This is a genomic window from Streptomyces sp. Ru71, from assembly GCF_002920535.1.
In the GTDB taxonomy this organism is placed as follows: domain Bacteria; phylum Actinomycetota; class Actinomycetes; order Streptomycetales; family Streptomycetaceae; genus Streptomyces.
Map to the genome: position 1 here is coordinate 124,417 of NZ_PQSS01000004.1, position 22,336 is coordinate 146,752.

Here is a 22,336-nt window from a genome sequence, read left to right on the forward strand (position 1 = left end):
AGCATGATCGAAGCAGTCGGCCTGACGAAGCGCTACGGCGACAAGACCGCTGTGTACAACCTCTCCTTCCAGGTGCGGCCCGGTGCCGTCACGGGCTTCCTCGGGCCGAACGGCTCGGGCAAGTCGACGACCATGCGGATGATCCTCGGCCTGGACAACCCCACCGCCGGGTCGGTGACGATCTGCGGCCACCCCTACCGCCGGCTGCCCAACGCGGCCCGTCAGGTCGGCGCCCTGCTGGACGCCAAGGCCGTGCACGGCGGCCGCTCCGCCCGCAACCACCTGCTGAGCCTGGCCCAGCTGTCCGGCATCCCGGCCCGCCGCGTCGACGAGGTGCTCGGCGTGGTCGGCCTGCAGGACGTGGCCAAGCGGCGCTCCAAGGGCTTCTCGCTCGGCATGGGCCAGCGGCTCGGCATCGCCGCCGCGCTGCTCGGCGACCCCCAGGTGCTGCTCTTCGACGAGCCGGTCAACGGCCTCGACCCCGAGGGCATCCTGTGGGTGCGCAACCTGATGAAGGCGCTCGCGGCCGAGGGGCGGACGGTGTTCGTCTCCTCCCACCTGATGAGCGAGATGGCGCTGACCGCCGACCACCTCATCGTCATCGGGCGCGGCCAGCTGCTCGCCGACATGAGCGTGCAGGACTTCATCGCCGCCAACTCCGCCGGCTTCGCGCGCGTGCGCACCCCCGACACCGAGCCGCAGCAGCGCGAGAAGCTGACGGCCGCGCTGATCGAGGCGGGCGGCCAGGTGCTGCCCGAGCAGGACGGCGCGCTGCGGGTGACGGGGCTGGTGCTGCCGCGCATCTCGGACATCGCCCACGAGCACGACGTACGGCTGTGGGAGCTGAGCCCGCACCAGGCCTCCCTGGAGGAGGCGTACATGCGGATGACGCAGGGCGCCGTGGACTACCGCTCCACGATCGACCAGAAGGCGGGCCTGCAGCAGCCGCTGCCGCCGGGCGCCGAGCCGCCGATGCCGGTGCCGGGCCAGGGCCAGCCGGGCTGGTACGCCCCGCCGCCGCCCCAGCAGGGCGGACAGCCGTTCACCCCGCCCCAGGGCCGGCCGGGCCCCTACGGCGCCCCGCAGGCGCCCGCCGCCCCGGGCGCGGCCCCGGCCAACCCGTACGCACAGCCGGCCCCGGCGCCGCAGGCACCCCCGCAGCCGGCCCCCGCGCAGCCCACCGCGCCACCGGCCGCCGCGCCACAGGCCCCCGCGCCCGCCGCCGCCCCCTCCGCCGAACCCACCACCGCCCAGTCCGAGGACGCCCGATGAGCTCGCCCCAGATCCCGACGCCGCAGGCCGCGCCGACCTGGCAGACCGCGCCCGGCGCCCCCGTCTACACCTCGCCGATCCCGATCGTGCGCACCCACCTGGGGCACGCCATCGCCTCGGAGTGGACCAAGCTGCGCTCGGTGCGCTCCACGATGTGGACCCTGGGCGTGTTCGTGCTGCTGGTCGTCGGCATCGGTCTGCTGACCGGCGCGCTGGTCGCGGCCAACGCCTCGCCGGAGAGCATCGCGGACACCAGCGCGCTGCCGTACGGGCTCTTCGGGGTGCTGTTGGGCAGCGTGTGCGTGATCACCCTGGGCGTGCTGACGACGGCCTCGGAGTACGGCACCGGCATGATCCGCACCACGACCGTGGCCTGTCCGGCGCGCGGGCGGGTGCTGACGGCGAAGGCGATCGTGCTGTTCGCGGTCACCTTCACGGTCACCCTGCTGTCGACCGCCTTCGTCTCCTTCGCGCTGAGCGGCATCCTTACCGACGCGGCGGAGCCGACCGGCGGGGAGTGGTTCAAGGCGACCGTCGGCGTCTCGCTCTACATCGCGCTGCTCGGCCTGTTCTCGTTGCTGATCGGCTCGATCATCCGGCACTCGGCCGGCGCCATCACGATCATGATCGGTCTGGTGCTGGCGCCGCTGGTGATCGCCCTGTTCATGGTGACGGAGTCGCTGCAGAAGGTCCGCGAGTTCCTGTTCGACTACTCGATCCCGACCCAGCTCGGCGTGTTCTACACCACGTCCATCGGCGAGTCCGGCCCGTCCGGCTGGGACCCGCTGTGGATCGCGCTCGCCGCGACGGCCGCCGCGTTCGCCGGGGCGTGGGCGCTGCTGGAGAAGCGGGACGTGTAGCCCGTACTCAGAACTTCGGCGCGTTACGGGACCGCTGCACCCGCGTGGTGCGGCGGTCCCTGGCGTTCCAGCAGGCCTTGTGCCAGTGGCGCCGGTCGTCCACACCCGCGTGCTCGGGCCAGGCGACGACGTGCGGGACTCCGTCGGGGATGAGCTGGTCGCAGCCCGGGCAGCGGTAGCTCTTGCCCTGGGCGCTCGCGCCCGCCACGTGCCGTACGCTCCAGTCCTCGCCCTGCCAGCGCACCGACGACTGCCAGCCGCCGTAGCGGTTCGCCTGGTCGTCCTCTGCGCTGCGGCCGAGCGAGCCGGAGCCCTTGGGACGGTTGCGACGCGGGGACACGGAACACCTCACGGAGCTATACAGGAAGCACGGGCCGCATCCAGCGTACGCGGCACGCTCCGGGGTACTCCCCGGCCCAGGGCGGGCCGAGCACCCCCGCAAGTCCCCCTGTGGGGCGGCCCGTTCCCCGGGATTCTCCCGACAATCCGCAAATTACTCCGCCAGGCCGTGTCCTCGGCACGTGTCAGACGGTTATGCCGGGTGGGGGAGCTCCGCGTCGGAGCCGAGGAAGCAGGAAAAGCGATGCGCGTTGGTAGTTTCGTGTTGGCGGCCCAGTTCCCCGGTCAGGGCCAGGGAGAGGCGCTGCACCGCGCGGTCCGCTCCGCCGAGGTCGCCGAGGAGGCGGGGCTCGACACGGTCTGGCTGGCCGAGCACCACTTCGTGCCGTACGGCACATGCCCGTCCGCGATCACCCTGGCGGCGCTGCTGCTGGGCCGCACCCGCAGGCTGCGGGTGGGCACGGCGGTCAGCGTGCTGCCCACCGTCCATCCCGTCGCGCTCGGCGAGCAGGCCGCGCTGCTGCACCTGACGAGCGGCGGCCGGTTCTCGCTGGGCGTGGGGCGCGGCGGGCCATGGGTGGACCTGGAGGTGTTCGGCACCGGCCTGGAGGCGTACGAGCGCCACTTCCCGGAATCACTCGATCTGCTGATGCGCTGGCTGCGCGAGGCGCGGGTGTCGGCGGACGGCGAGCGGTTCCGCTTCCGCGAGGTGCCCGTGGTGCCGCGGCCCTCGGAGGCGCTGTCGGGCGCAGCGGGTCCGGAGGTGGTCCTGGCGTGCACCTCCCCGTCGAGTGTGCGGCTGGCGGCCGAGCGGGGGCTGCCGATGCTGCTCGGGATGCATGTCGGCGACGAGGAGAAGGCCGAGATGGTCGCCCTGTGGGGGCGGCACGCGCGGGCGGCGGGCCGCGGCGAGGACGAGATCCGGGCGGCGGCGCATGTGTCGGCCGGCGTCTGCCAGATCGCCGACCGGCGCACGGACGCGGAGGAGACCCTGACGAAAGCGATGCCGGGCTGGCTGAAACAGGGCCTCGACGCGCATGTCACGGTCGACGGCCGGCACCGCCGGATGCGGGACCCGCTGGCGTACACCGAGCTGCTGTGCGGGCTGCACCCGGTGGGCACGCCGCGGCTCGCCGTGGACCGGCTGGCCGCGACCAGCGAGCGGACCGGTATCTCCCGGTTCGCCCTGCTGGTGGAGGGTTCTGGCGACCTGGCGACGACGGAGGAGAACGTCCGGCGGCTGGGCGCCGAGGTACTCCCCCACCTGCGCTGACGGCCGCCCTGGGAGCTTGCCGCTCCGGTACCGACGTCTGCACCTCCCAGATACGGAGCGGCAAGCGGGTGGCTCACTGCGTCAGCAGTCCCGCAGCTCCGGGGACTGGTTCAGCAGCTGGTTGCGGATCGAGGTGAAGCGCGCCAGCGTCTCGTCCACCGAGGAGTCCATCGGGAACACCGCCACGCGGTGGCAGTTCTGGAAGGCCAGCCGCACCCCGAAGTGCCGCTGCAGCGCACCGCGTATCGCGTCACTGGCGAGCGCGCGCAGCAGCTGGCCGCGCGCCTGCTCGTCCGGCGGGGGCGTCTGGTTGTCGGCGAACTCGCCGCCGTCCACCTTCAGCTGGGCCACCAGGGAGCTGATCATCTCCCATGCGTAGGGCAGGGAGGTCCGGACGCAGTCGACGAATGCTGCTTCGTCGACCTCGCCTCGCTCGGCCTGTTCGAGTAGGGCCGGTGAGACGTCGAGCGACATGGGTTCTCCTCTCGCACCCCCGCCGAGCAGGGGTTGCCGGACACGGAAAGGGGAGCCCGCGATGCCGAGATACCGAACACGGTGAGTACACGCATAGCGACCTCCCGTTTTCTACGGTAGGCAACAGACCGTGACCGCACCAGGCGAATGGGCAGATAGGAACGCCCAGTTGGGCACACAATCGGCCAGTGTGGAACAGGCGGAATCAGGGAGATTAGGGGCGGCTCACAGGGCGAATCGCGTGCACCCGCGTCCGTCGAGTAGCGTTGCCGACCATGCGTCTCGTCATTGCCCGATGCTCCGTGGACTACGCCGGCCGGCTCACCGCCCACCTGCCCTCCGCACCCCGACTGATCCTGGTCAAGGCGGACGGCAGCGTCTCCATCCATGCCGACGACCGGGCCTACAAGCCCCTGAACTGGATGTCGCCGCCGTGCACGCTGAAGGAGGGCACGGGCGAGGAGGAAGGCGTCTGGACCGTCGTCAACAAGGCAGGCGAGAAGCTGATCATCACGATGGAGGAGATCCTCCACGACTCCTCGCACGAGCTCGGTGTCGACCCCGGCCTGATCAAGGACGGCGTGGAAGCGCACCTTCAGGAGCTGCTCGCCGACCGCATCGAGACCCTCGGCGAGGGCTACACCCTCATCCGGCGCGAGTACATGACCGCGATCGGCCCGGTCGACATCCTGTGCCGGGACGCCGAGGGGCAGACCGTGGCCGTGGAGATCAAGCGGCGCGGCGAGATCGACGGCGTGGAGCAGCTCACCCGGTATCTGGAGCTGCTCAACCGCGACCCGCACCTGGCGCCGGTCCGCGGCATCTTCGCGGCCCAGGAGATCAAGCCGCAGGCCCGGGTGCTGGCCACGGACCGCGGCATCGGCTGCCAGGTGCTGGACTACGACGCGCTGCGCGGCATCGAGGACGACAAGCTGCGGCTGTTCTGAGCACGCCTGCCCCACGGCGGTGAGGGCCGGGTCCGTCTGATGCGGACCCGGCCCTGTCGCGTATCCCCGGCTGCGGCGTGGTCAGGCGCTCACGGTCGTGCCGGACACCGACGGGGAGCCGTCCGGGGACGTGCTCGACGCCGGCGCGCTCGCCGAGTCGCTGGTCGTCGGTGTCGTTCCACCACTGGTGGTCCCGCCGGTGGTGTCGCCGGTCGTGCCGCCGGTGGTGTCGCCCGTGGTCCCGCCGGTGGGGTCGCCCGTCGTGCCGCCGGTCGTCCCGCCCGTCGGGTCACCGGTCGTACCGGTCGACGTCCCGCCGGTGGGGTCGGTGCTGGTGCCCCCGGTCGGGCTGCCGCTGCTGCTGCCGCCGGTGGGGCTGCCGCTGCTGCTCCCCGTCGACCCGCCGGTGGAGCCGCCGGTGGTGGTCGTGCCACCCCCCGGCACGCTGGAGGACCCGCTGGGCCGCGGCTTGCCGGACGTGCCGCCGGAGGTGCCGCCGCCCGCCGGCTTGGCGCTCTCCGACGGTCCGGCCGTCGGCGTCGGGTCGTCCGCCGTGCCGTAGGTGCCGTCGGGGCCCGGGTCGGTGGGACGGCTGGTGGCCTTGCCGGTGTCGCCGTCGGCCTTGCCGTCGTTCTTCTGCGGGACGTCCGCGCCCAGCTCGCCGTCGTCGACGCCCTGGCTCGCGGACGGGTTGACGCCGACCTGGTCGGAGGGGGTGTGCGCGTCGTTGTCGGACGTCGCGCCGAGGGTGACCACCGTGCCGAGCACGGCCACCAGCAGGGCGCCCGCGCCGGCCGCGACGAGGTTGCGCCGGGCCATGCTGCGCAGTCCGCCGCCCTTGGGCTTGGCGGCCGGGCCGTACGGTTCGGCCTGGTGGGTGACGAGGGTCCCGGTGTCGCCCTGGGCGGGCCGGGGCAGCTGCGGGAACGGCGCGGGCACGCCGGCGGCCGGGGAGGCGGACTCCTCGGAGCGGGCGTCGGGCACCTCCTCCCCCGCCGTCACCGGGAGGCCGGGCACATCGCCCGCGCGGTCGGCGACCAGGGCGAGGGCGCGGCGCCCGGCGACGGTGCCCCGCTTGTCGGAGACCGCGCCGCGCAGCGCGACGGACGCCTCCAACTCGGCGCGGGCCCGGTCGAGCTGTCCGGCGCACACCGCGAGGACCCCCAGCTCGTGGTGGAACCAGGCCTGTTCGGCGACCTCGCCGGCCAGCCGGGAGGCCTCGGCGCCCGCGCGCAGGGCCCGCTCCCAGGCGCCCCGGTCGAGGCCGGCGGCGAAGGCGGGGGCGGCGGTGCGGGCGAGCTTGACGGCGGTGTGCTCGCCGTCCTCGTCCGCGCCCGCGGAGACGATCGGGGTGAGCGCGGCGAGCACGGCGTCCGCCTCGGCGCAGACCCGCTCGGGGGTGACCGAGGGGTGTCCGGCCCACCAGGTGTAGTGCCGGGCGGCGGTGCGGGCCTGCTCGGTGGCGTCCTCGGCGTATCCGGCGGCCTCCAGCTGGGTCTGGACGCCGGCGGCGAGCCGGTAGCGGGAGCCGACCGGGGAGACCAGTCCGCAGGCGGCGAGTTCGCCGAGCGCGGCGTCGGCGTGGGTGTCGCCGACGAGCGCGGGCAGATGCGCCTGGTGGGGCACCTCGCCGCCGAGGGCGACGGCGAAGCGCAGGGTGGCGCGGGCGGAGGCGCTGAGCCGGGAGGCGAGCAGCGGGGCGGGCGCGGCGGCCTCGCCGAGGGAGGGCAGCGGTATGTCCTCGCCCGGCTCGGCGGGCACCGGGGCGTCGGAGGGCACGGCGTCGTCGAACACGCCGTACTCGTCGACCGCTTCGGCGCCCGCGCGCAGCCGGTCGCGCTGCCGCAGCAGGGCGCCGGCCTGGACGAACCGCAGCGGCAGGCCCTCGGACTCGAACCACAGGTCGCCGGCCCAGTTGGACTCGTCCTCGGTGAGGGCACGGCCGACGGCCTGTTCGATCAGCTCGATGCCGCCGGCCCGGTCCAGGCCGCTGAGGAAGACCTCCTCGACGGCGGAGTCGGCCAGGGGCGCGGGCACGTCCGGGGTGGCGGCCAGCAGCCAGGCGCACTCGGGGGTGGCGTCCAGCAGCTCGTCCAGCGCGGCCCCGCCGAACTCCAGGTCGTCCAGGACGACGACGGCGCCGATGTCGCGGACGTACTCCAGCAGTTCGTCGCGGCCCGGGCGGTGCCGGGGCGCGTCGTGGACGGTGCGGAACAGGTCGTGCAGCAGCTCGTCGGCGGTGCGGTGGAAGCCGCTGAGTCGGATGACGCCCTCGGGGGCGAGGTCCGCGCAGTCCTCGGCGACCACGTCGAGCAGGCGGGTGCGGCCGGAGCCGGCCGGCCCGGTGAGGCGTACGGAGCGGCCCCGGGCCAGCAGGCGGACCAGGCGCTCGCGCTCCTCCTGACGGCCCAGCAGCGGCAGCTCGGGCCGGGCGGGGCCGGGTGGCACCGGCGGCGCGGCGGCGCGGTCGGCCTCGGCGCGGTCGGCGGCGCTGCGCCGGGTGGGCCGGCCGGGCCGCTCGGCGGGCGGGCACGGCTCTATCTCGCTGCCGTCGACGGGGTTGACGGTGACCAGCAGATCGCCGGAGACGAGCTGGACCATGCGGGCCTGCGCGGGCCCGTGCTGGCCGAGATCGGGTGTGAGGGGGTCCCTGGACGGACGTGGGCGCGGCGGCTGGCCGTCGCCCTCATGGCCGTACTCCTCGGGGCCCCGGGTGTTCGGGTCCATAGGTTCAAGCCCCCCAAAAGCGTCGTGTGGCGGTAGCCCCTCCCGGCCTTGCTGCACACTGCGCTGTCGCTTCTGGTCCGGTGCCCGGTCGAGGGTTGCGGGCGGCGGGCAGACGAACCGTAAACCTTCGCTCAGTATCTCCGACAGCCCGGGGTACCGTGCCGTCCGAGACGTCACAGTCTCGTGAGGATTGGGCGCGGGGGGCGTTTCGCCGGGTCTAGGCCGCGCGCCGAGTGCCCCCGTGCGCCGGGGTCACACCCGGGGCAGCGAATCCACCGCGAGACCGCCCTCGATGGCGAGGATGCGGTGCAGCCGGGTCGCCACCAGCAGGCGCTGCATCTGCGGGGGTACGCCGCGCAGCACGAGGCGGCGGCCGCAGCGGCCGGCCCGGCGGTGGACGCCCATGATCACACCCAGTCCGGTGGCGTCCCAGAATTCCAGTTCGGACAGGTCGAGCACGAGGTCGCCGACGCCGTCGTCGACCGCCGAGTGCAAGGCCGTACGGGCGTCCGCCGCGCTGCGGACGTCGAGGCGGCCCCCGACGACCAGCTCGGCGTGGTCGCCCCTGATGTGCATATGCGCTCCTCGTGGGTGCGGTGGCGTACTCCGTGAGTGCTGTGCCAGGTCTGACTGCGTCGGTGGCAGTGCGGTTGCTGGCTGTAAGCGAACCGATACCTGATTCACCCCGGAGGGTTACCTCTCCGGGGTGAGTGCGGTGATCAGTACGTGTAGAAGCCCTGCCCGCTCTTGCGCCCGATGTCACCGGCGTCCACCATCCGGCGCATCAGCTCCGGCGGGGCGAACTTCTCGTCCTGGGACTCGGTGTAGATGTTGCTGGTGGCGTGCAGCAGGATGTCGACGCCGGTGAGGTCGGCGGTGGCCAGCGGGCCCATGGCGTGGCCGAAGCCCAGCTTGCAGGCGGTGTCGATGTCCTCGGCGGTGGCGACGCCGGACTCGTACAGCTTGGTGGCCTCCACCACGAGGGCGGAGATGAGACGGGTCGTCACGAACCCGGCGACGTCGCGGTTGACGACGATGCAGGTCTTGCCGACGGACTCGGCGAACTCGCGGGCGGTGGCGAGGGTTTCGTCGCTGGTCTTGTAGCCGCGGACCAGCTCGACGAGCTGCATCATCGGCACCGGCGAGAAGAAGTGCACGCCGACGACCCGCTCGGGGTGCTCGGTGGCCGCCGCGATCTTGGTGATCGGGATGGCGGAGGTGTTGGAGGCGAGGACGGCCTCCGGGCGCACGATCTTGTCGAGCGCGCGGAAGATCTCGTGCTTGACCTCCAGCTTCTCGAAGACGGCCTCGACGACGATGTCGGCGTCGGCGGCGGCGTCCAGATCGGTGGTGGGCGTGATCCGGGCGAGCGCGGCCTCGGCGTCCTCGGCGGCGAGCTTGCCCTTGCTCACGAACTTGTCGTACGACGCCTTGATGCCGTCGGTGCCGCGGGTGAGTGCCTCGTCGGTGACGTCGCGCAGGACGACGTCCCAGCCCGCCTGCGCGGAGACCTGGGCGATGCCGGATCCCATGAGACCGGCCCCGATGACGGCGAGCTTCCGTGCCACTGTGCGACTCCCCTGATACGCGCTGTCGTGGGGCCCCGGCGTCCCGTTCCCCTCGTCCGCTGCGGTTGCGAGGGTGCGCCCGGCGCCTCGGGTCGGAACTCACCAGGCGCCGCCGGGCAGGGGAAGGGTCACTCCGGGGCCAACATCTCTCCGGCGGACACTAGCGCCCGTGAGGGGCGGCGCGGCGGAGTTAGTAACGCGTTTCACGTCTCACGGGGTGAGACACCGGTCACGTCGGGGGGCGGGGCGAGTTGACGCGGCGTCGGCGGCCGCCGGGTCTCGCGCGCCCTGGGGTGCCGCCGCACGGGCGAAGGGTCCCGGAAAGACCCTTTGTGCCGCTTGTCCGCGCGCTGGCACCGCGGTTCCCGTCTGCTGTATATCCGTGCGCCTCCCCTGCCGGCTCGTGAAGGAGTACGCCCGTGAGACCCCGTTCCGCCGCCGCCCTGGCCGTCCTGCTCGCCCTCGCGCCGGCCGGATGTGCCGGGTCCGGCGGCGACGAGGGCGGCCCGACGACCGCGGGACGGCCGCCGGCCTCGTCGCCCTCCTCCTCCGCACCGGCCCCCCGGACGGCCGGGGAGTTCCTCGCCCGGGCGAGGCAGGCCCTGTCCGCACGACACGGCTGGACCTTCACCGTGAAGGGCAGCGAGAGCCTGACGTCACCGGGCGGCCGCAGCAGCGCCGCCTACACGGCGACGGTGGACCGCACCCAGTCCCCCGAGGCCCTGCACTCGACGGGCACCACCCGCGCCAAGGGAACGAGCAAGCCGGAAGAGGTCTACGTCGTCGGCGGGACCGGACACGTCAAGAAGGGCGACGCGGCCTGGAGGAGCGGCCCGCTGACGGACCCGGAGATCGCGGACACGGTGGAGGACCCGGTCGCCGCACTGGAGGCGTTCGGGGGCTACGACGGCGTCACCGTGCACCGGTCGGCCGACGGGGTCGAACTGCGGGTGACCGTGGTCTCGGCCGCCCTCCCGGACGTCAGGGAGCGGGCCGTGGTGAAGAAGGCGGTACGCGAACTCACGCCGACCCTGGAGCGGTTGCGCGCGGCGGGTGTCACGGCGCGACGGGACGGGACGGGACGGGATCAGGGTGGACCGGGTCGAGGAGGTCCTCACCCTCGACCCGACGACGTACCGCCTCACCTCCCACCGCTTCCGGTGCGCCTTCGTCATCCCCTCCAGCGCGGGGAGCCTGCGCTACGGCCAGGAGGTGACGGAGCGGACCAAGGGCGTCTTCCCGGGAACCATCTCGCTTCCTGCGGGAGTGGGCTGAGCGAGACGGGCGGTGGGCCCGGGGCCGCCGGTCAGTCGACGCGGTCGCCCAGACCCAGCACCGCCGGGTTCCTGCCGGGGAAGTTCGTCGGCATGCCCGGCACCTCGATGGTGCGCCCGTACACGCCGGCCAGGAAGGCGACGGCGCCGACCGGGAACTCGTACCACTCGGCGTTGTCCGTGCGGACGACCACCGGCCATGCGTCCGGGCCCGCGGGGCTCGTCCTCCAGTAGAAGGCGTCCCCCGCGTTGGACGACGCCCAGGAGATCAGACCGCCCGGCCGGGGGTAGGGAACGTAGCCCTCGGTGTCGCCCATCTCGTACAGGTCCTGGAGGATCTCGTCGTCCCTGGATGCCGACGCCCAGGGCTCCTCGGCGCCGGGCGTCGGAAGGGACACCATGAGGAAGTCGTCGATGACCAGCACCGGGTACGCCTCCGCCAGGGACCGGAAGTCGGAGGGCAGCGCCGTACCCAGGGCCGCCGTGAGGGCGGCCCAGTCCACGGCACGCCCGCCCGGCGCACGCCACCGCGTCATGGCCGGAAGCGCGGCCTCCAGCGATGTGAGTGTCTCCGTCACGGTCAGCCGATCGCGATGCGCGGGTGGGCGCCGGGGCTGATCCAGCCCATGATCTTGTCCATCGTCGCGCGCGGCACCGACACGCAACCGGCCGTCGCTCCGGACCCGTTGACGTGGAGGAAGATGCCGGCTCCCCGGCCGGGCGTGGCCGGCCACCGGTTGAAGTTGACGACCAGGGCCTTCGCGTACTGCGTCGGATAGTTGATCAGGTGCTCGCTGCCCCGGTCGCCGGACTCGGTGAGCGGGAAGTCGGCGCCCTGCTCGCCGTGCATCGAGTTGTAGAACCTCGACTCCGGGTCCTCCACCCACCAGTCGTCGGAGTCGACGACGTGGTACGGCATGCTCGTGCCGCTGGACTCGACGCCGAAGCCCTCGGTGATGGTGTAGGTGCCCGAGGGCGTGGTGTACGTCCCCTGCCGGCGCGTCGAACCGTCCGTCACACCGTTCGAGCCGACCCGTCCGGCGCTCGTCGTGAACTGCGCCTTCCACCCCGACGATCCCTTGGACCAGGCCGTGACCGTGGCGTAGGAACCGCTCGCCTTGACGGTGATGACCTGGGTCGCGTCGCCCACCTGGACGGGGACGGGGAAGTCGGGGGCGCTCGACGTCCGGGAGCTCTGGGCGTCCCCGCTCCCGCTCCCGGACGCGGCCGTGGACGCCGTCCGCTGCGACGAGGCGCCGGCGCTCGGCTCGGCGGACGCGGAGGCGGACGCGGACGCGGACGACGAGGCCGACGCTGACGCGGACGCCGACGGCGACGCCGAACCGGATGCCGACGCGGACGCGCTCGCCGATCCGCTCGGCGTCGCGGCCAGGTCGCCGGCGTCCGCCGCCACCTGCTCCGCGGACGGGGCGTCGCCCCCGTCGCTTCCGCAGCCGGTCACGAGGAGCAGCGCCCCGCCGGCGGCGGCCGCGGCGAGCGCTCTGCGGGTGCGGAGGGAGGACCGCTGGACGAGGGGCAGTTCGGGTATGTCGGGCAGCACGAGGAAACCTTCGAGGGGTAAGGGGCTAGGGGGAAACGGGCGCCGGGCGGGGTCAGCCCCGTGTCTCGCCGCCCGCTGAGGGGAGCGCGCCGGAGCAGGTGGCGCGGCCGAACGAGCCGCTGGCCGTGGCGCTCTGGACGTGGCGCCCGCGGATGGCGAGGGCACAGCGCGCGGTGCCGCCGTCCTCGCCGAGCACGATGCTGATGACCGGGTCGTGGCCGACGGGTACGTCGACGCTGGTCCGCCAGGGCAGGTGTGCGCCCCGGACCACGGTGGCCTTCCCGGACTCGCTGCGCGCCTGGAACGTGAGGTCGGCGGTGCCGGTGCCGGTGACCTCGTAGGTGACCGGGGCCGTGGGCGTCTGCGGGTGCGCCGACCGCTTGTCGTCGTCACCGCCGTCGAGGACGCCGTACAGCACCAGTCCGCCGCAGGCGGCCAGTACGGCACCGGCGATCAGCAGCCCGGCGCGGTCGGGGCGGCGGAACCAGGAGCGCGCGCTTTCCGGCGCATTCGGGGATTCCGGCGTTTCCTCAGACGATTCGAGCTTTTTCGCGGCAGCCCGCACCGACGGCTTTTCCTCACCCATGGGCATTCCCTTTCCGCTCCGGAACCGGCCCCTTATACGCGATGGCGTACGGCGCTCGCAAGCGAAGGGACAAAACGGGCGCCGATATTCCAGGATTGCCGAACTGTCGGACTTGCGAAGTCACTTGACGTGCTGTCACCAGCGTGATTACAACCTGCGGCGCCGCTACGTCTGGCCTGCTCATCGACGCATGCCGGACGTTTTCGGACACCTTTCATAACGTCTGAGAAAGGGAAAGGGTTGCAGTGAGACCCACAAGGGGCAGGCTAATTGCGTGCCTGGTGGTGGCCGCACTGACAAGCAGTGCGCTACCCCAGGTCGCGTATGCGGCGCCCGCACCGGACGACGGCAACGGCACATCAATTGTCGACGCCGTCAAGGGCTGGTTCACGGGCGACGACGACGATCAGAATGCGGGCAGGCCTCCGTCGCACGACGAGCTGGGCGTGGCCGACCGGCAGAAGCTGCCGAAGGGCGCGAACGCGCCCAAGGCCGTCCGCGTCAAGGAGCTGACGGACCGGCGCACCTCCAGCGCCCGGTTCTGGCAGCTGTCGGACGGCCGCGTCGAGGCGGAGCTGTCGGCGGTGCCGACGGCGTACCGGGACGCGAAGTCGAAGTCCTGGAAGACGATCGACACCACGGTCCGCGGCTCCGACGCGCCCGGCTTCGACTTCGCCAACACCACCAACGAGGGCCGCAGCTGGTTCGGCGGAGACTCCGGCCGGCTGGTCCGCTTCCAGGCGCCGGACGGCCGCAGCGTCACGCTGGGACTGGCGGGCGCGGGCAGGAAGCTCAAGCCCACGGTCAAGGGCGACAAGGTCACCTACCGGGACGCCGTGAACGGCGCCGACCTGGAGTACGGCGTCGGCCCGGGCCGGGTGAAGGAGAACATCACCCTCACCGAGCGGCCCACCGGACCGCTGACGTTCACCTTCACGCTCGACACCGCCGGGCTCACCCCGAAGGCCCGCAAGGACGGCTCGATCGCGCTGTACGGCGAGCTGCCGAACACGCCGGTGATGGTGATCCCGGCGCCGTACATGACGGACGCCAGGAAGGCGGACGCCTCGGTCTTCGGGAAGACCTACAGCACCCGCGTCACGCAGAAGCTCGTGAGGGACGGCGACGGCTGGAAGCTGACCGTCTCCCCGGACGCGAAGTGGCTCGCGGCCAAGGAGCGGCAGTACCCGGTCGTCATCGACCCCACGATCACGATCGCGCCCTCCCCGTCCGCCTCCCAGGACACGATGGTCCTGTCGGACTCGGCGTCCACGAACTTCAACACCTCGTGGAAGCTGTCGGCCGGCAAGACCGACACGGGCATCTCGCGCTCGCTGATCAAGTTCCCGCTGAGCGAGATCCCGTCGGGCACGAAGATCGACTCCGCCCGCCTGGAGATGTACTTCGACCAGGCGCACACCACCAACGCCAACGATGTCACCATCGGCGCCTACCGGGCGACCGGCGCGTGGGACGAGTCGACGGCGACCTGGTCCAACACCAGCTCCCTCGTGGGTGAGCTGTCCGGCACCAGCGTCCAGGTCGACGACGGCGACGCGGGCACGACCGCCGCGACCGGCAGCTGGCCGGCGTCCACGTCGACGCTCAAGCAGTACGGCGTCAACGGCGACTACCTCGCCAACAAGGACTCCGTCGCCGGGGACACCTACACCTGGCAGCCGAAGATCCCGGAGACCGCGTCGTACCGGGTGGACGTGCACTACGTCGCCGCCACCGACCGCGCCACGAACGCGCCGTACACGGTGACCTCGAAGGCCGGCACGGCCACCTACACGGTCAACCAGCAGTCCGGCACCAACGGCGTGTGGGCCTCGCTGAACGGCGGCACGCAGATCGACTTCAACGCCGGTACGGCCGGCAAGGTCGTCCTCGGCGACGGCCCGGCCTCCACCTCCACCGCCGTCATCGCGGACGCGGTGCGCTGGGTGAACCCGGCGTCGATCGTGAAGAACACCGGCGAGTACAACCAGTGGCACAAGTTCCCGGTCACGGACACCGTCCAGGGCTGGCTGAACGGCACGTACGCCAACAACGGCTTCGTGCTCAAGGCCACGGACGAGTCGTCCACCGCCCCGACCGGCGGCCCGCGCTACGAGGCCGGTGACGGCGACTACGGCGGTGAGACGGCGACGATCCCGCGGCTGACGGTCACCTACGGCAAGGTCGGCACCGCCCTGAACTCGCCCACGGTGATCCACTCCACGGGCCCGGAGCTGAGCTGGAAGGCGTACACCAACACCACCGGCGACACCGGCTACGACATCGCCGAGTACCAGCTGCACCGCTCCACGCAGCAGGCGTTCACCCCGTCTGCGGCCACCCTGGTCGCGCCGATCGACAAGAGCGCCACGGCCTACACGGACACCACCGCGACCCCGACCCCGGACTCCTCCTCGGTGGAGATCGGGCGGTCGTACTACTACCAGCTCGCGGTGAAGACGAAGAACGGCCAGCTGCTGGGCTCCCCGACCCGGATCGTCGGCGTGCCGAAGGCGGGCCGCACCATGCGGCTGATCCAGGGCACGACCGGGGTCACGGACACCACGCTGTCCTCGGGCCAGCCGACCACCAACGAGGACACCATCGCCTCGTACGGCATCGGCCAGAAGTGGCTGGAGGTCGGCAACAACTCCACCACCTACGGCAAGGCCCGGGCGGCGCTGAAGTTCACCACCAGCGCGATCCCGACCACGGCGACCGTGCTGGAGTCCCGCCTGTTCATGTGGGGCGCGGAGACCACCACCGGCACCAACGGCGCCGTCTACGAACTCCACGGCCTGACCAAGGACTTCAACGAGACGCAGGCCACCTGGAACAACGCCACCTCGACGACGGCGTGGACCACGGCCGGCGGTGACTACTCCGCCACCGTCTCCGACACGGTCGCGCAGGTCTCCGAGGTCGGCCGGCACTGGTGGGACGCCACGTCCCTGACCCAGGGCTGGATCAAGACGCCGACCAGCAACAAGGGCGCGCTGGTCAAGCTGAAGGACGAGTCGGCCACGGGCCCGCAGGAGCGCACCCTGTTCCTGGCCTCGGAGGCGGCCGACCCGCAGCTCGGCCCGCTGCTGCGGGTGATCTACGTCGACTCCACCACGGAGGACACGTACTACGCGCCGACCACCCCGGCCCGGATGACCCCGAACTCCACGTACACGGTGGACTTCACGGTCACCAACACCACGTCGAGCGCGTGGGCGGCCGGTGAGCGGGTCCTGTCGTACACCTGGAAGCTCCCCGACGGCACGGACGTCACCACGGGCGGCAACCAGGCGTCCACGGCGATCCCGGCGCTCTCGCCCGGCCAGTCGGCGACGATCAAGGCGACGGTCAACACGCCGATCAACTCCGACAACGGCAACAAGCGCACCGACTACGTGCTCGGCTGGGACGTGAAGAAGGTCTCCGACGGCTCCTGGCTGTCGGTCACCAACCCCTCCATCCAGCCGCTGAAGCAGAACGTGGCGGTGGAGGACCCCACCTCCAACACCCTGGGCCTGGAGAAGTTCTACTCCTACGCCGGCAAGAACACCGGCGCCGGCTCGACGGTGATGAACAACGTCGCCTCCGGCAACAGCGTCTGGTCCTACGACGCGATCAACAACCCGGGGCGCGGGGTCAACACCTTCTTCCGGGTGGCGTACAACTCCCTGGACACCTCGGACACGGTGCTCGGCTACGGCTGGTCCGGGCAGGCGTCCGGGCCGCTCAGGCTCGGTGCCCCGCTGGACTTCCACCCGAACCCCAACCCGACCGAGGTCAGGCTTCCGGACGGCGACGGCACCACACACGTCTTCCGCAAGCAGGCCGACGGCACCTGGAAGGCCCCGGCGGGCGTCCACTTCAAGCTGGACTTCAAGACCGGCACGGACTGCACCCCGGACAAGGACGACACCACCGACGCCTGGACGCTGACCCGTCCGGACGGCATGCGGTTCCTCTTCGGCTGCGACGGCTATCTGACGTCGGTCGTCGACAACGACGGCAACACGCAGACGTACACCTACGAGGAGCGCAAGTCCAACAACAAGCCGACCAAGTTCCTCACCTACATCACGGACCCGGTCGGCCGGCAGTCGCTGACGGTCGACTACTACAAGAAGGGCGACGCGTCGTACGAGTACATCGACGACACGGGCGCCAAGGTCAGCGGCACCAACCTGACCAACTCCAAGATCTACGACCACATCAAGTCCGTCACGGACATCTCGGGCCGGAAGCTCACGTTCTACTACACGACCAAGGGCCTGATGGGCCGGATGGTCGACGGTGAGGACTCCTCCCAGCCCAAGGTCTTCAAGTTCACCTACGACGCCACCCAGGGCAACAAGAACGTCAAGCTGGTCACGGCCACCGACCCGCGCGGGCACGACACCAAGCTGGCGTACTACGCCCCGCAGACGGGTGACGACCCCAAGTACCACTGGTGGACCAAGACCGTCACCGACCGGCTGAACGGCACCACCGGCTTCACGTACGCGGCCGACACGGCGAACACCAAGTTCACCGACACCACGGTCACCGACGCCGAGAACCACACGACGAAGCACGTCACGGACGACTTCGCCCGCCCGGTGCAGATGACGAACGCCAAGTCGCAGACCACCAAGCTGGCCTGGGACGCGGACAACAACGTCACGTACCTGGAGGAGGCCAACGGGGCGAGGGCGGCGTACTGCTACGACGCCAAGACCGGTTACCCGCTGCGCCAGTGGGACCCGGAGACCACCAAGTCGTGGACGTCGTTCAACCCGACCGACTACTGCGACCCGGCGAAGTACCCCTCCGGCGCGACCGCGTTCGAGTACCAGACGCGGGCCGACGGCTACTCCGCGAACCTGTACCGCAAGACGTCCCCGCTGGGCAACGTCTGGCAGTTCGGCTACGACAACTTCGGCAACCCCACCTCGGTCACCGACCCGGAGGGTGTCGCGACGACGTCGGTGCCGGACGACTTCATGTCGACGACCACGTACGACGCGTACGGCCAGCCGCTGACGGAGACCGACGCCAACGGGCACACCACGAAGTACGCCCAGTACAGCGCGTCCGGTTACCCGGAGAAGATCACCGACGCGAAGAACAACACGACCACGTTCGTCTACGACGAGCGCGGCAACACCCGTGAGGTCGTCAACGCCAAGAAGGACGCGAGCGGCCAGGGCGCCAAGGTCACCCAGGACTACGACTACTTCGGCCGCCCGCTGGCGAAGAAGGAGCCCAAGGACCAGGCCGCCGGTGTCTTCATCACCACGCCGGCCCCGGTCTACGACGCCAACAACAACATCGAGAAGGCGTACGCCCCGAACGGCGCCGTGACCACCACGGTCTACGACGCCGCCGACCAGGTCACCGACCAGCTCGACCCGGTCGACACCACCGGTGACCCCGAGCGGCGCACGACGACCACGTACGACAAGGTCGGCAACGTCCTGACGGTCACCGAGCCGAAGGGCAACCTGACCACGACGGCCGGCGACTACACGACCACGTACTCCTACGACGAGATCTACCAGCCCCTCGCGTCCGTGGACGCCAAGGGCAACAAGACCTCGGCCGTGTACGACAACGTCGGCAACGTCGTCACCGTGATCGACCCGAAGAAGAACGCGACGGCCGACACCACGGACTTCACCACGAAGTTCGAGTACGACCTGGACCACCGGGTCGTGAAGACGACCGACGCGGCGGGCAAGTTCACCACCGTCCACTACGACCTCGACGGCCGCACCGACCGGACGACGGACGCCGAGAACAACACCACCGAGTACACCTTCGACCGGCGCGGCCTGACCACCCAGGTCAAGGTCCCGTTCGACAAGGACGGCTCGGGCAACATCACCTACCGCACGACCAAGTACGAGTTCGACGAGGTCGGCAACCAGACCAAGGTGATCAGCCCGCGCGGCGTCGAGACCACCGACGACGCGACCGACTTCACCACGGAGACGGTCTACGACGAGCTGAACCGGGTCAAGGAGACCCTGAGCCCGTTCGACAAGGACGACTCGCGGTACTCCACGCCGGACCACACGTACTACACGTACGACGAGGTCGGCCAGCTGAAGGAGGTCTCCGCCCCGCCGTCGCAGGGCCAGACCGTCCGCAACATCACGTCGTACGAGTACTACGACAACGGCTGGGTGAAGTCCTCGAAGGACCCCTTCGAGATCACCACGACCTACGACTACAACGAGCTCGGCCAGCAGACGAAGAACACGCTGACTTCGTCCGGCGGTTCCTCGCAGCGCACCATGACCTGGGACTTCTATCCGTCGGGCAACCAGAAGGCGCGCTCCGACGACGGTGTCCCGGTCGGCAGGCAGGTCGTGGTCGTCGACTCCACGGACGCCAACAACACCGCGACGCAGGGTGCGTGGGACTCCTCCCAGGCGCTCGGCCAGTGGGGCTACGACGTCCGCACGAGCGGCGCGGGCACGGGTGCGGACACCTTCACCTGGCAGCTCAACATCCCGCAGGACGGCACCTACGAGGTCTTCGTCCGCTACGGCGACGTGACGGGCGCGGCCACGAACGCACCCTTCACGATCACCCACTCCACAGGCTCGGCGACCAAGCCGGTGGACGAGTCGAAGAACTCCGGTCAGTGGGTCTCGCTCGGCTCGTACAGCTTCACCGAGTCCGGCACCCAGAAGATCACGCTGACCGACAACGCCAACGGCACGGTCGTCGCCGACGGCATCAAGCTGGTCCGCTCCAACACCGGGGAGACCGACAACGAGAAGAAGGACTTCACCTACACCTACGACCCGGACGGCCTGCTGAAGGAGGTCAAGGACCTCTCGCCGGGCGCCAAGGCCGACACGTACTCCATGACCTACGACGAGCTGGACCAGCTCGCGAAGGTCGAGGAGAAGCTCGGCACGACGGTCAGGAACACCACGTCCCTGACCTATGACGCCAACGGCAACATCGCCTCGACCACGCACGACGTGACCTGGTCGAAGCTCGACTACGACGTCCGCGACATGATCTCCAAGGTCACCAACGCGGACTCGCCGACGGCCGGCAACCAGCAGATCTCCACGTTCACCTACACCGACCGCGGCCAGCCGCTGAAGCAGGTCAAGCCGAACGGCAACACCGTCGACTTCACCTACTACCTCAACGGCGCGGCCAGGTCCCAGGTGGAGAAGACGTCGGCGGGCACGGTCGTGGCCAGCCACGACCTGGAGTACGACCCGAACGGCAACCGCTCCAAGGACACCGCGAAGCTGATGAACGCCGACAACGCGTCGGCCTACGTCAACACGGTGTCGAGCTTCGCCTACGACCCGCAGGACCGCATCCAGCAGGTCACCAAGACCGGCGACGGCGCGGGCACCGAGTCGTACGTCTACGACGGCAACTCCAACGTCGTCGAGCAGACGGTGAACGGGTCGACAACCACCTCGGTCTACGACCGCAACCGCCTGCTGAAGACCACGACGGCGGGCATCGCCTCCACCTACAACTACGACCCGCTGGGCCGCCTGGACACCGTCTCGTCCAACGGCTCGGTGCAGGAGAAGTACACCTACGACGGCTTCGACCGCATCGCCAAGCACACCGCGGGCAGCGGTGCCTCGGCGCGGACGACGACGTACGTGTACGACGCCTTCGACCGCACGGCCTCCGAGACCACGTCCGGGCCCAACGGGAAGACGACGCTCTTCACCTACCTGGGCATGGAGGACAAGGTGCTGCGGGAGGAGGTCGCCGGCAAGGCGACCAAGTCCTACCAGTACGCGCCGTGGGGCCAGAAGCTCACCCAGATCAAGCACAACACCGACGGCAGCAAGGAGTACTCGCACTACACGTACCACCCGAAGGGTGACGTCGAGGCGATCACCAAGCCGGACGGCACCACCCGGGCGACCTACGGCTACACCGCGTACGGCTCGGACGACGAGAAGCAGTTCACCGGCGCCGACAAGCCGGACGCGGCCAACCCCGACAAGGACGCCTACAACGAGTACCGCTTCAACGCGATGCGGCACGACGACGGTTCCGGCACCTACGACATGGGCTTCCGGAACTACGACCCCGGCCTGAACCGGTTCCTCACCCGGGACATGTTCGGCGGCGCCCTGGACGACATGGACCTGACCACGGACCCGTACACGGGCAACCGGTACGCGTTCGCGGGCGGCAACCCGATCTCCTTCGTGGAGCTGGACGGCCACCTGTTCGGCATGTCGTGGTCGGACATCGGCCACGCCACGCTCGACGTGGTCGGCATGGTCCCGGTCGTCGGCGAGGCGGCCGACGTCGCCAACGGCATCTGGTACGCGGCCGAGGGCAACTACGTCGACGCGGCCCTGTCCATGGCCTCCGCCATCCCCGGCGCCGGCAACGCGGTCACCGCCGCGAAGTGGGCGAAGAAGGGCGCGAAGGCGGTCGACGCGGTCAAGAGCGGCAACAAGGCGGCCAAGGCCGGCAAGGCGGCCAAGGCCGAGAAGGCGGCGTCGAAGGGCGGCAAGGCCAAGTCCGCACCGAAGCACGCCAAGCCGAAGGGCAAGGGCAACGGCGGTTCGGCCGCCAAGTCGTGCAAGAAGGGAGCGAAGAAGAACAGCTTCGTTCCCGGCACCAAGGTGTTGATGGCCGACGGCACGGCCAAGCCCATCGAGGACGTCAAGCAGGGCGAGTACGTCCTGGCCTCCGACCCGGAGACCGGCATCCTTCAGGCCCGTATGGTCACCGACACCATCTCCGGTGACGGCGTCAAGCACCTGGTCACCCTCACCGTCGACCCCGACGGCAAGAACGGCGAGGCCAAGCCGACCACCATCACGGCCACGGCCAACCACCCGTTCTGGCTGCCGGACTACGGCAAGTGGGTCGAGGCCGCTGACCTGAAGCCCGGAATGTGGCTGCAGACCGCGGCCGGCACCTGGGTCCAGGTCACCGCGATCGACGACACGTACCGTACGCAGCGGGTCCACAACCTGACCGTCCAGGGCCAGCACACCTACTACGTCCTCGCCGGCGGGGCACCGGTCCTCGTACACAATGCGGGCTGTGACCCGGTAGAAGTCACCGTCCGGTACCAGGAGGGCATGTCCAAGACGGAGTTCGCCAAAAAGGCGCAGGCATTGCAGAAACTGGGTGATGAGGGGGCACTTTTCAAGGCTCCGAACCCGGTCGCGCGCAACTCCGCCGTCACAAAGAACTACAAGGGGGACCTGATTCGGCGGGTGTACGACCAGTACGGCTCAACGAATCCGGAATTCGCCGACAAGCTGAAGGACCGGATCCTGAACCGCATGGATCCCGACCATGTGCACGAGCTGCAGCTCGGTGGTCCGGACACGGCTGATAACCTCAAGATGCTGGACCGCTTCACGAACTGGCACGTAGGTACTCAGCAGATCTGGCCACAGATCAAGAACCTGGACGACTTCACTCCGATCAAGATCAGGATTGAGTGGTGA

General features: G+C 70.6%; 14 protein-coding genes. 6 read left to right on the forward strand and 8 right to left on the reverse strand.

Annotation, left to right across the window (positions count from 1 at the left end):
* Positions 1 to 3: 3 nt before the first annotated feature.
* Both C3489_RS04245 and C3489_RS04250 read left to right on the forward strand, forming a co-directional pair.
* On the forward strand, positions 4 to 1,272 hold the full coding sequence (locus C3489_RS04245) for an ABC transporter ATP-binding protein (protein WP_103780013.1): 1,269 nt from the start codon (positions 4 to 6) through the stop codon (positions 1,270 to 1,272).
* Positions 1,269 to 2,132, forward strand: a complete 864-nt coding sequence (locus tag C3489_RS04250) for an ABC transporter permease (protein ID WP_103780015.1) — start codon at positions 1,269 to 1,271, stop codon at positions 2,130 to 2,132. The genes C3489_RS04245 and C3489_RS04250 overlap by 4 nt, the downstream gene beginning before the upstream one ends.
* 7 nt (positions 2,133 to 2,139) lie before the next feature.
* Here the strand turns inward: C3489_RS04250 and C3489_RS04255 are convergent, their stop codons facing one another.
* Positions 2,140 to 2,472, reverse strand: a complete 333-nt coding sequence (locus C3489_RS04255; RefSeq protein ID WP_103780017.1) for an ATP/GTP-binding protein — start codon at positions 2,470 to 2,472, stop codon at positions 2,140 to 2,142.
* Positions 2,473 to 2,715: 243 nt separating this feature from the next.
* On the opposite strand from C3489_RS04255, the gene C3489_RS04260 reads away from it, so the two are divergent.
* On the forward strand, positions 2,716 to 3,744 hold the full coding sequence (locus C3489_RS04260; protein WP_103780019.1) for an LLM class flavin-dependent oxidoreductase: 1,029 nt from the start codon (positions 2,716 to 2,718) through the stop codon (positions 3,742 to 3,744).
* 81 nt (positions 3,745 to 3,825) lie between these two features.
* Here C3489_RS04260 and C3489_RS04265 read toward each other — a convergent pair whose 3' ends face one another.
* Complete coding sequence (locus tag C3489_RS04265) at positions 3,826 to 4,218, reverse strand: SCO5389 family protein (RefSeq protein ID WP_103780020.1); 393 nt, start codon at positions 4,216 to 4,218, stop codon at positions 3,826 to 3,828.
* 275 nt (positions 4,219 to 4,493) lie between these two features.
* Here C3489_RS04265 and nucS point away from each other — a divergent pair, with 275 nt between their 5' ends.
* On the forward strand, positions 4,494 to 5,165 hold the full coding sequence (gene nucS, locus C3489_RS04270; protein WP_103780022.1) for an endonuclease NucS: 672 nt from the start codon (positions 4,494 to 4,496) through the stop codon (positions 5,163 to 5,165).
* An 81-nt stretch (positions 5,166 to 5,246) separates the two neighbouring features.
* On the opposite strand, the gene C3489_RS04275 is transcribed toward nucS, so the two are convergent.
* From C3489_RS04275 to C3489_RS04285, 3 genes are all read right to left on the reverse strand, one after another.
* Positions 5,247 to 7,892: an ATP-binding protein gene (locus C3489_RS04275; RefSeq protein ID WP_103780024.1), complete on the reverse strand. Its 2,646-nt coding sequence runs from the start codon at positions 7,890 to 7,892 to the stop codon at positions 5,247 to 5,249.
* A 252-nt stretch (positions 7,893 to 8,144) separates the two neighbouring features.
* Positions 8,145 to 8,468 carry an STAS domain-containing protein gene (locus C3489_RS04280; protein WP_103780026.1) on the reverse strand — a complete coding sequence of 108 codons (324 nt, stop codon included), beginning with the start codon at positions 8,466 to 8,468 and terminating at the stop codon, positions 8,145 to 8,147.
* A gap of 143 nt (positions 8,469 to 8,611) precedes the next feature.
* Positions 8,612 to 9,460 (reverse strand): 3-hydroxyacyl-CoA dehydrogenase family protein, encoded by an 849-nt coding sequence (locus tag C3489_RS04285; RefSeq protein ID WP_103780028.1) that lies wholly within the window; start codon positions 9,458 to 9,460, stop codon positions 8,612 to 8,614.
* A 1,092-nt stretch (positions 9,461 to 10,552) separates the two neighbouring features.
* Here C3489_RS04285 and C3489_RS04290 point away from each other — a divergent pair.
* Positions 10,553 to 10,735, forward strand: a complete 183-nt coding sequence (locus C3489_RS04290; RefSeq protein ID WP_146075272.1) for a hypothetical protein — start codon at positions 10,553 to 10,555, stop codon at positions 10,733 to 10,735.
* A 31-nt stretch (positions 10,736 to 10,766) separates the two neighbouring features.
* Here C3489_RS04290 and C3489_RS04295 read toward each other — a convergent pair whose 3' ends face one another.
* The 3 genes from C3489_RS04295 to C3489_RS04305 are packed head-to-tail and all read right to left on the reverse strand — an operon-like array spanning position 10,767 to position 12,881.
* Positions 10,767 to 11,312, reverse strand: coding sequence for an SMI1/KNR4 family protein (locus tag C3489_RS04295; RefSeq protein WP_258054549.1), 546 nt, complete (start codon positions 11,310 to 11,312; stop codon positions 10,767 to 10,769).
* Between the two features lie 2 nt (positions 11,313 to 11,314).
* Positions 11,315 to 12,295 (reverse strand): L,D-transpeptidase family protein, encoded by a 981-nt coding sequence (locus C3489_RS04300; protein ID WP_308460798.1) that lies wholly within the window; start codon positions 12,293 to 12,295, stop codon positions 11,315 to 11,317.
* Between the two features lie 52 nt (positions 12,296 to 12,347).
* A complete protein-coding gene (locus tag C3489_RS04305) occupies positions 12,348 to 12,881 on the reverse strand; it encodes a hypothetical protein (RefSeq protein WP_258054550.1) in 534 nt (177 codons plus the stop codon).
* A gap of 284 nt (positions 12,882 to 13,165) precedes the next feature.
* Between C3489_RS04305 and C3489_RS04310 the strand changes: the two genes are divergently transcribed.
* On the forward strand, positions 13,166 to 22,336 hold the full coding sequence (locus tag C3489_RS04310) for a DNRLRE domain-containing protein (protein WP_308460799.1): 9,171 nt from the start codon (positions 13,166 to 13,168) through the stop codon (positions 22,334 to 22,336).

Excerpts from the sequence above, each read along its gene's own strand:
- nucS (WP_103780022.1), top strand. The coding sequence starts at position 4,494 with ATGCGTCTCGTCATTGCCCGATGCTCCGTGGACTACGCCGGCCGGCTC.
- C3489_RS04250 (WP_103780015.1), top strand. The coding sequence starts at position 1,269 with ATGAGCTCGCCCCAGATCCCGACGCCGCAGGCCGCGCCGACCTGGCAG.
- C3489_RS04305 (WP_258054550.1), bottom strand. The coding sequence starts at position 12,881 with ATGGGTGAGGAAAAGCCGTCGGTGCGGGCTGCCGCGAAAAAGCTCGAA.
- C3489_RS04245 (WP_103780013.1), top strand. The coding sequence starts at position 4 with ATGATCGAAGCAGTCGGCCTGACGAAGCGCTACGGCGACAAGACCGCT.
- C3489_RS04280 (WP_103780026.1), bottom strand. The coding sequence starts at position 8,468 with ATGCACATCAGGGGCGACCACGCCGAGCTGGTCGTCGGGGGCCGCCTC.
- C3489_RS04275 (WP_103780024.1), bottom strand. The coding sequence starts at position 7,892 with ATGGACCCGAACACCCGGGGCCCCGAGGAGTACGGCCATGAGGGCGAC.
- C3489_RS04265 (WP_103780020.1), bottom strand. The coding sequence starts at position 4,218 with ATGTCGCTCGACGTCTCACCGGCCCTACTCGAACAGGCCGAGCGAGGC.
- C3489_RS04260 (WP_103780019.1), top strand. The coding sequence starts at position 2,716 with ATGCGCGTTGGTAGTTTCGTGTTGGCGGCCCAGTTCCCCGGTCAGGGC.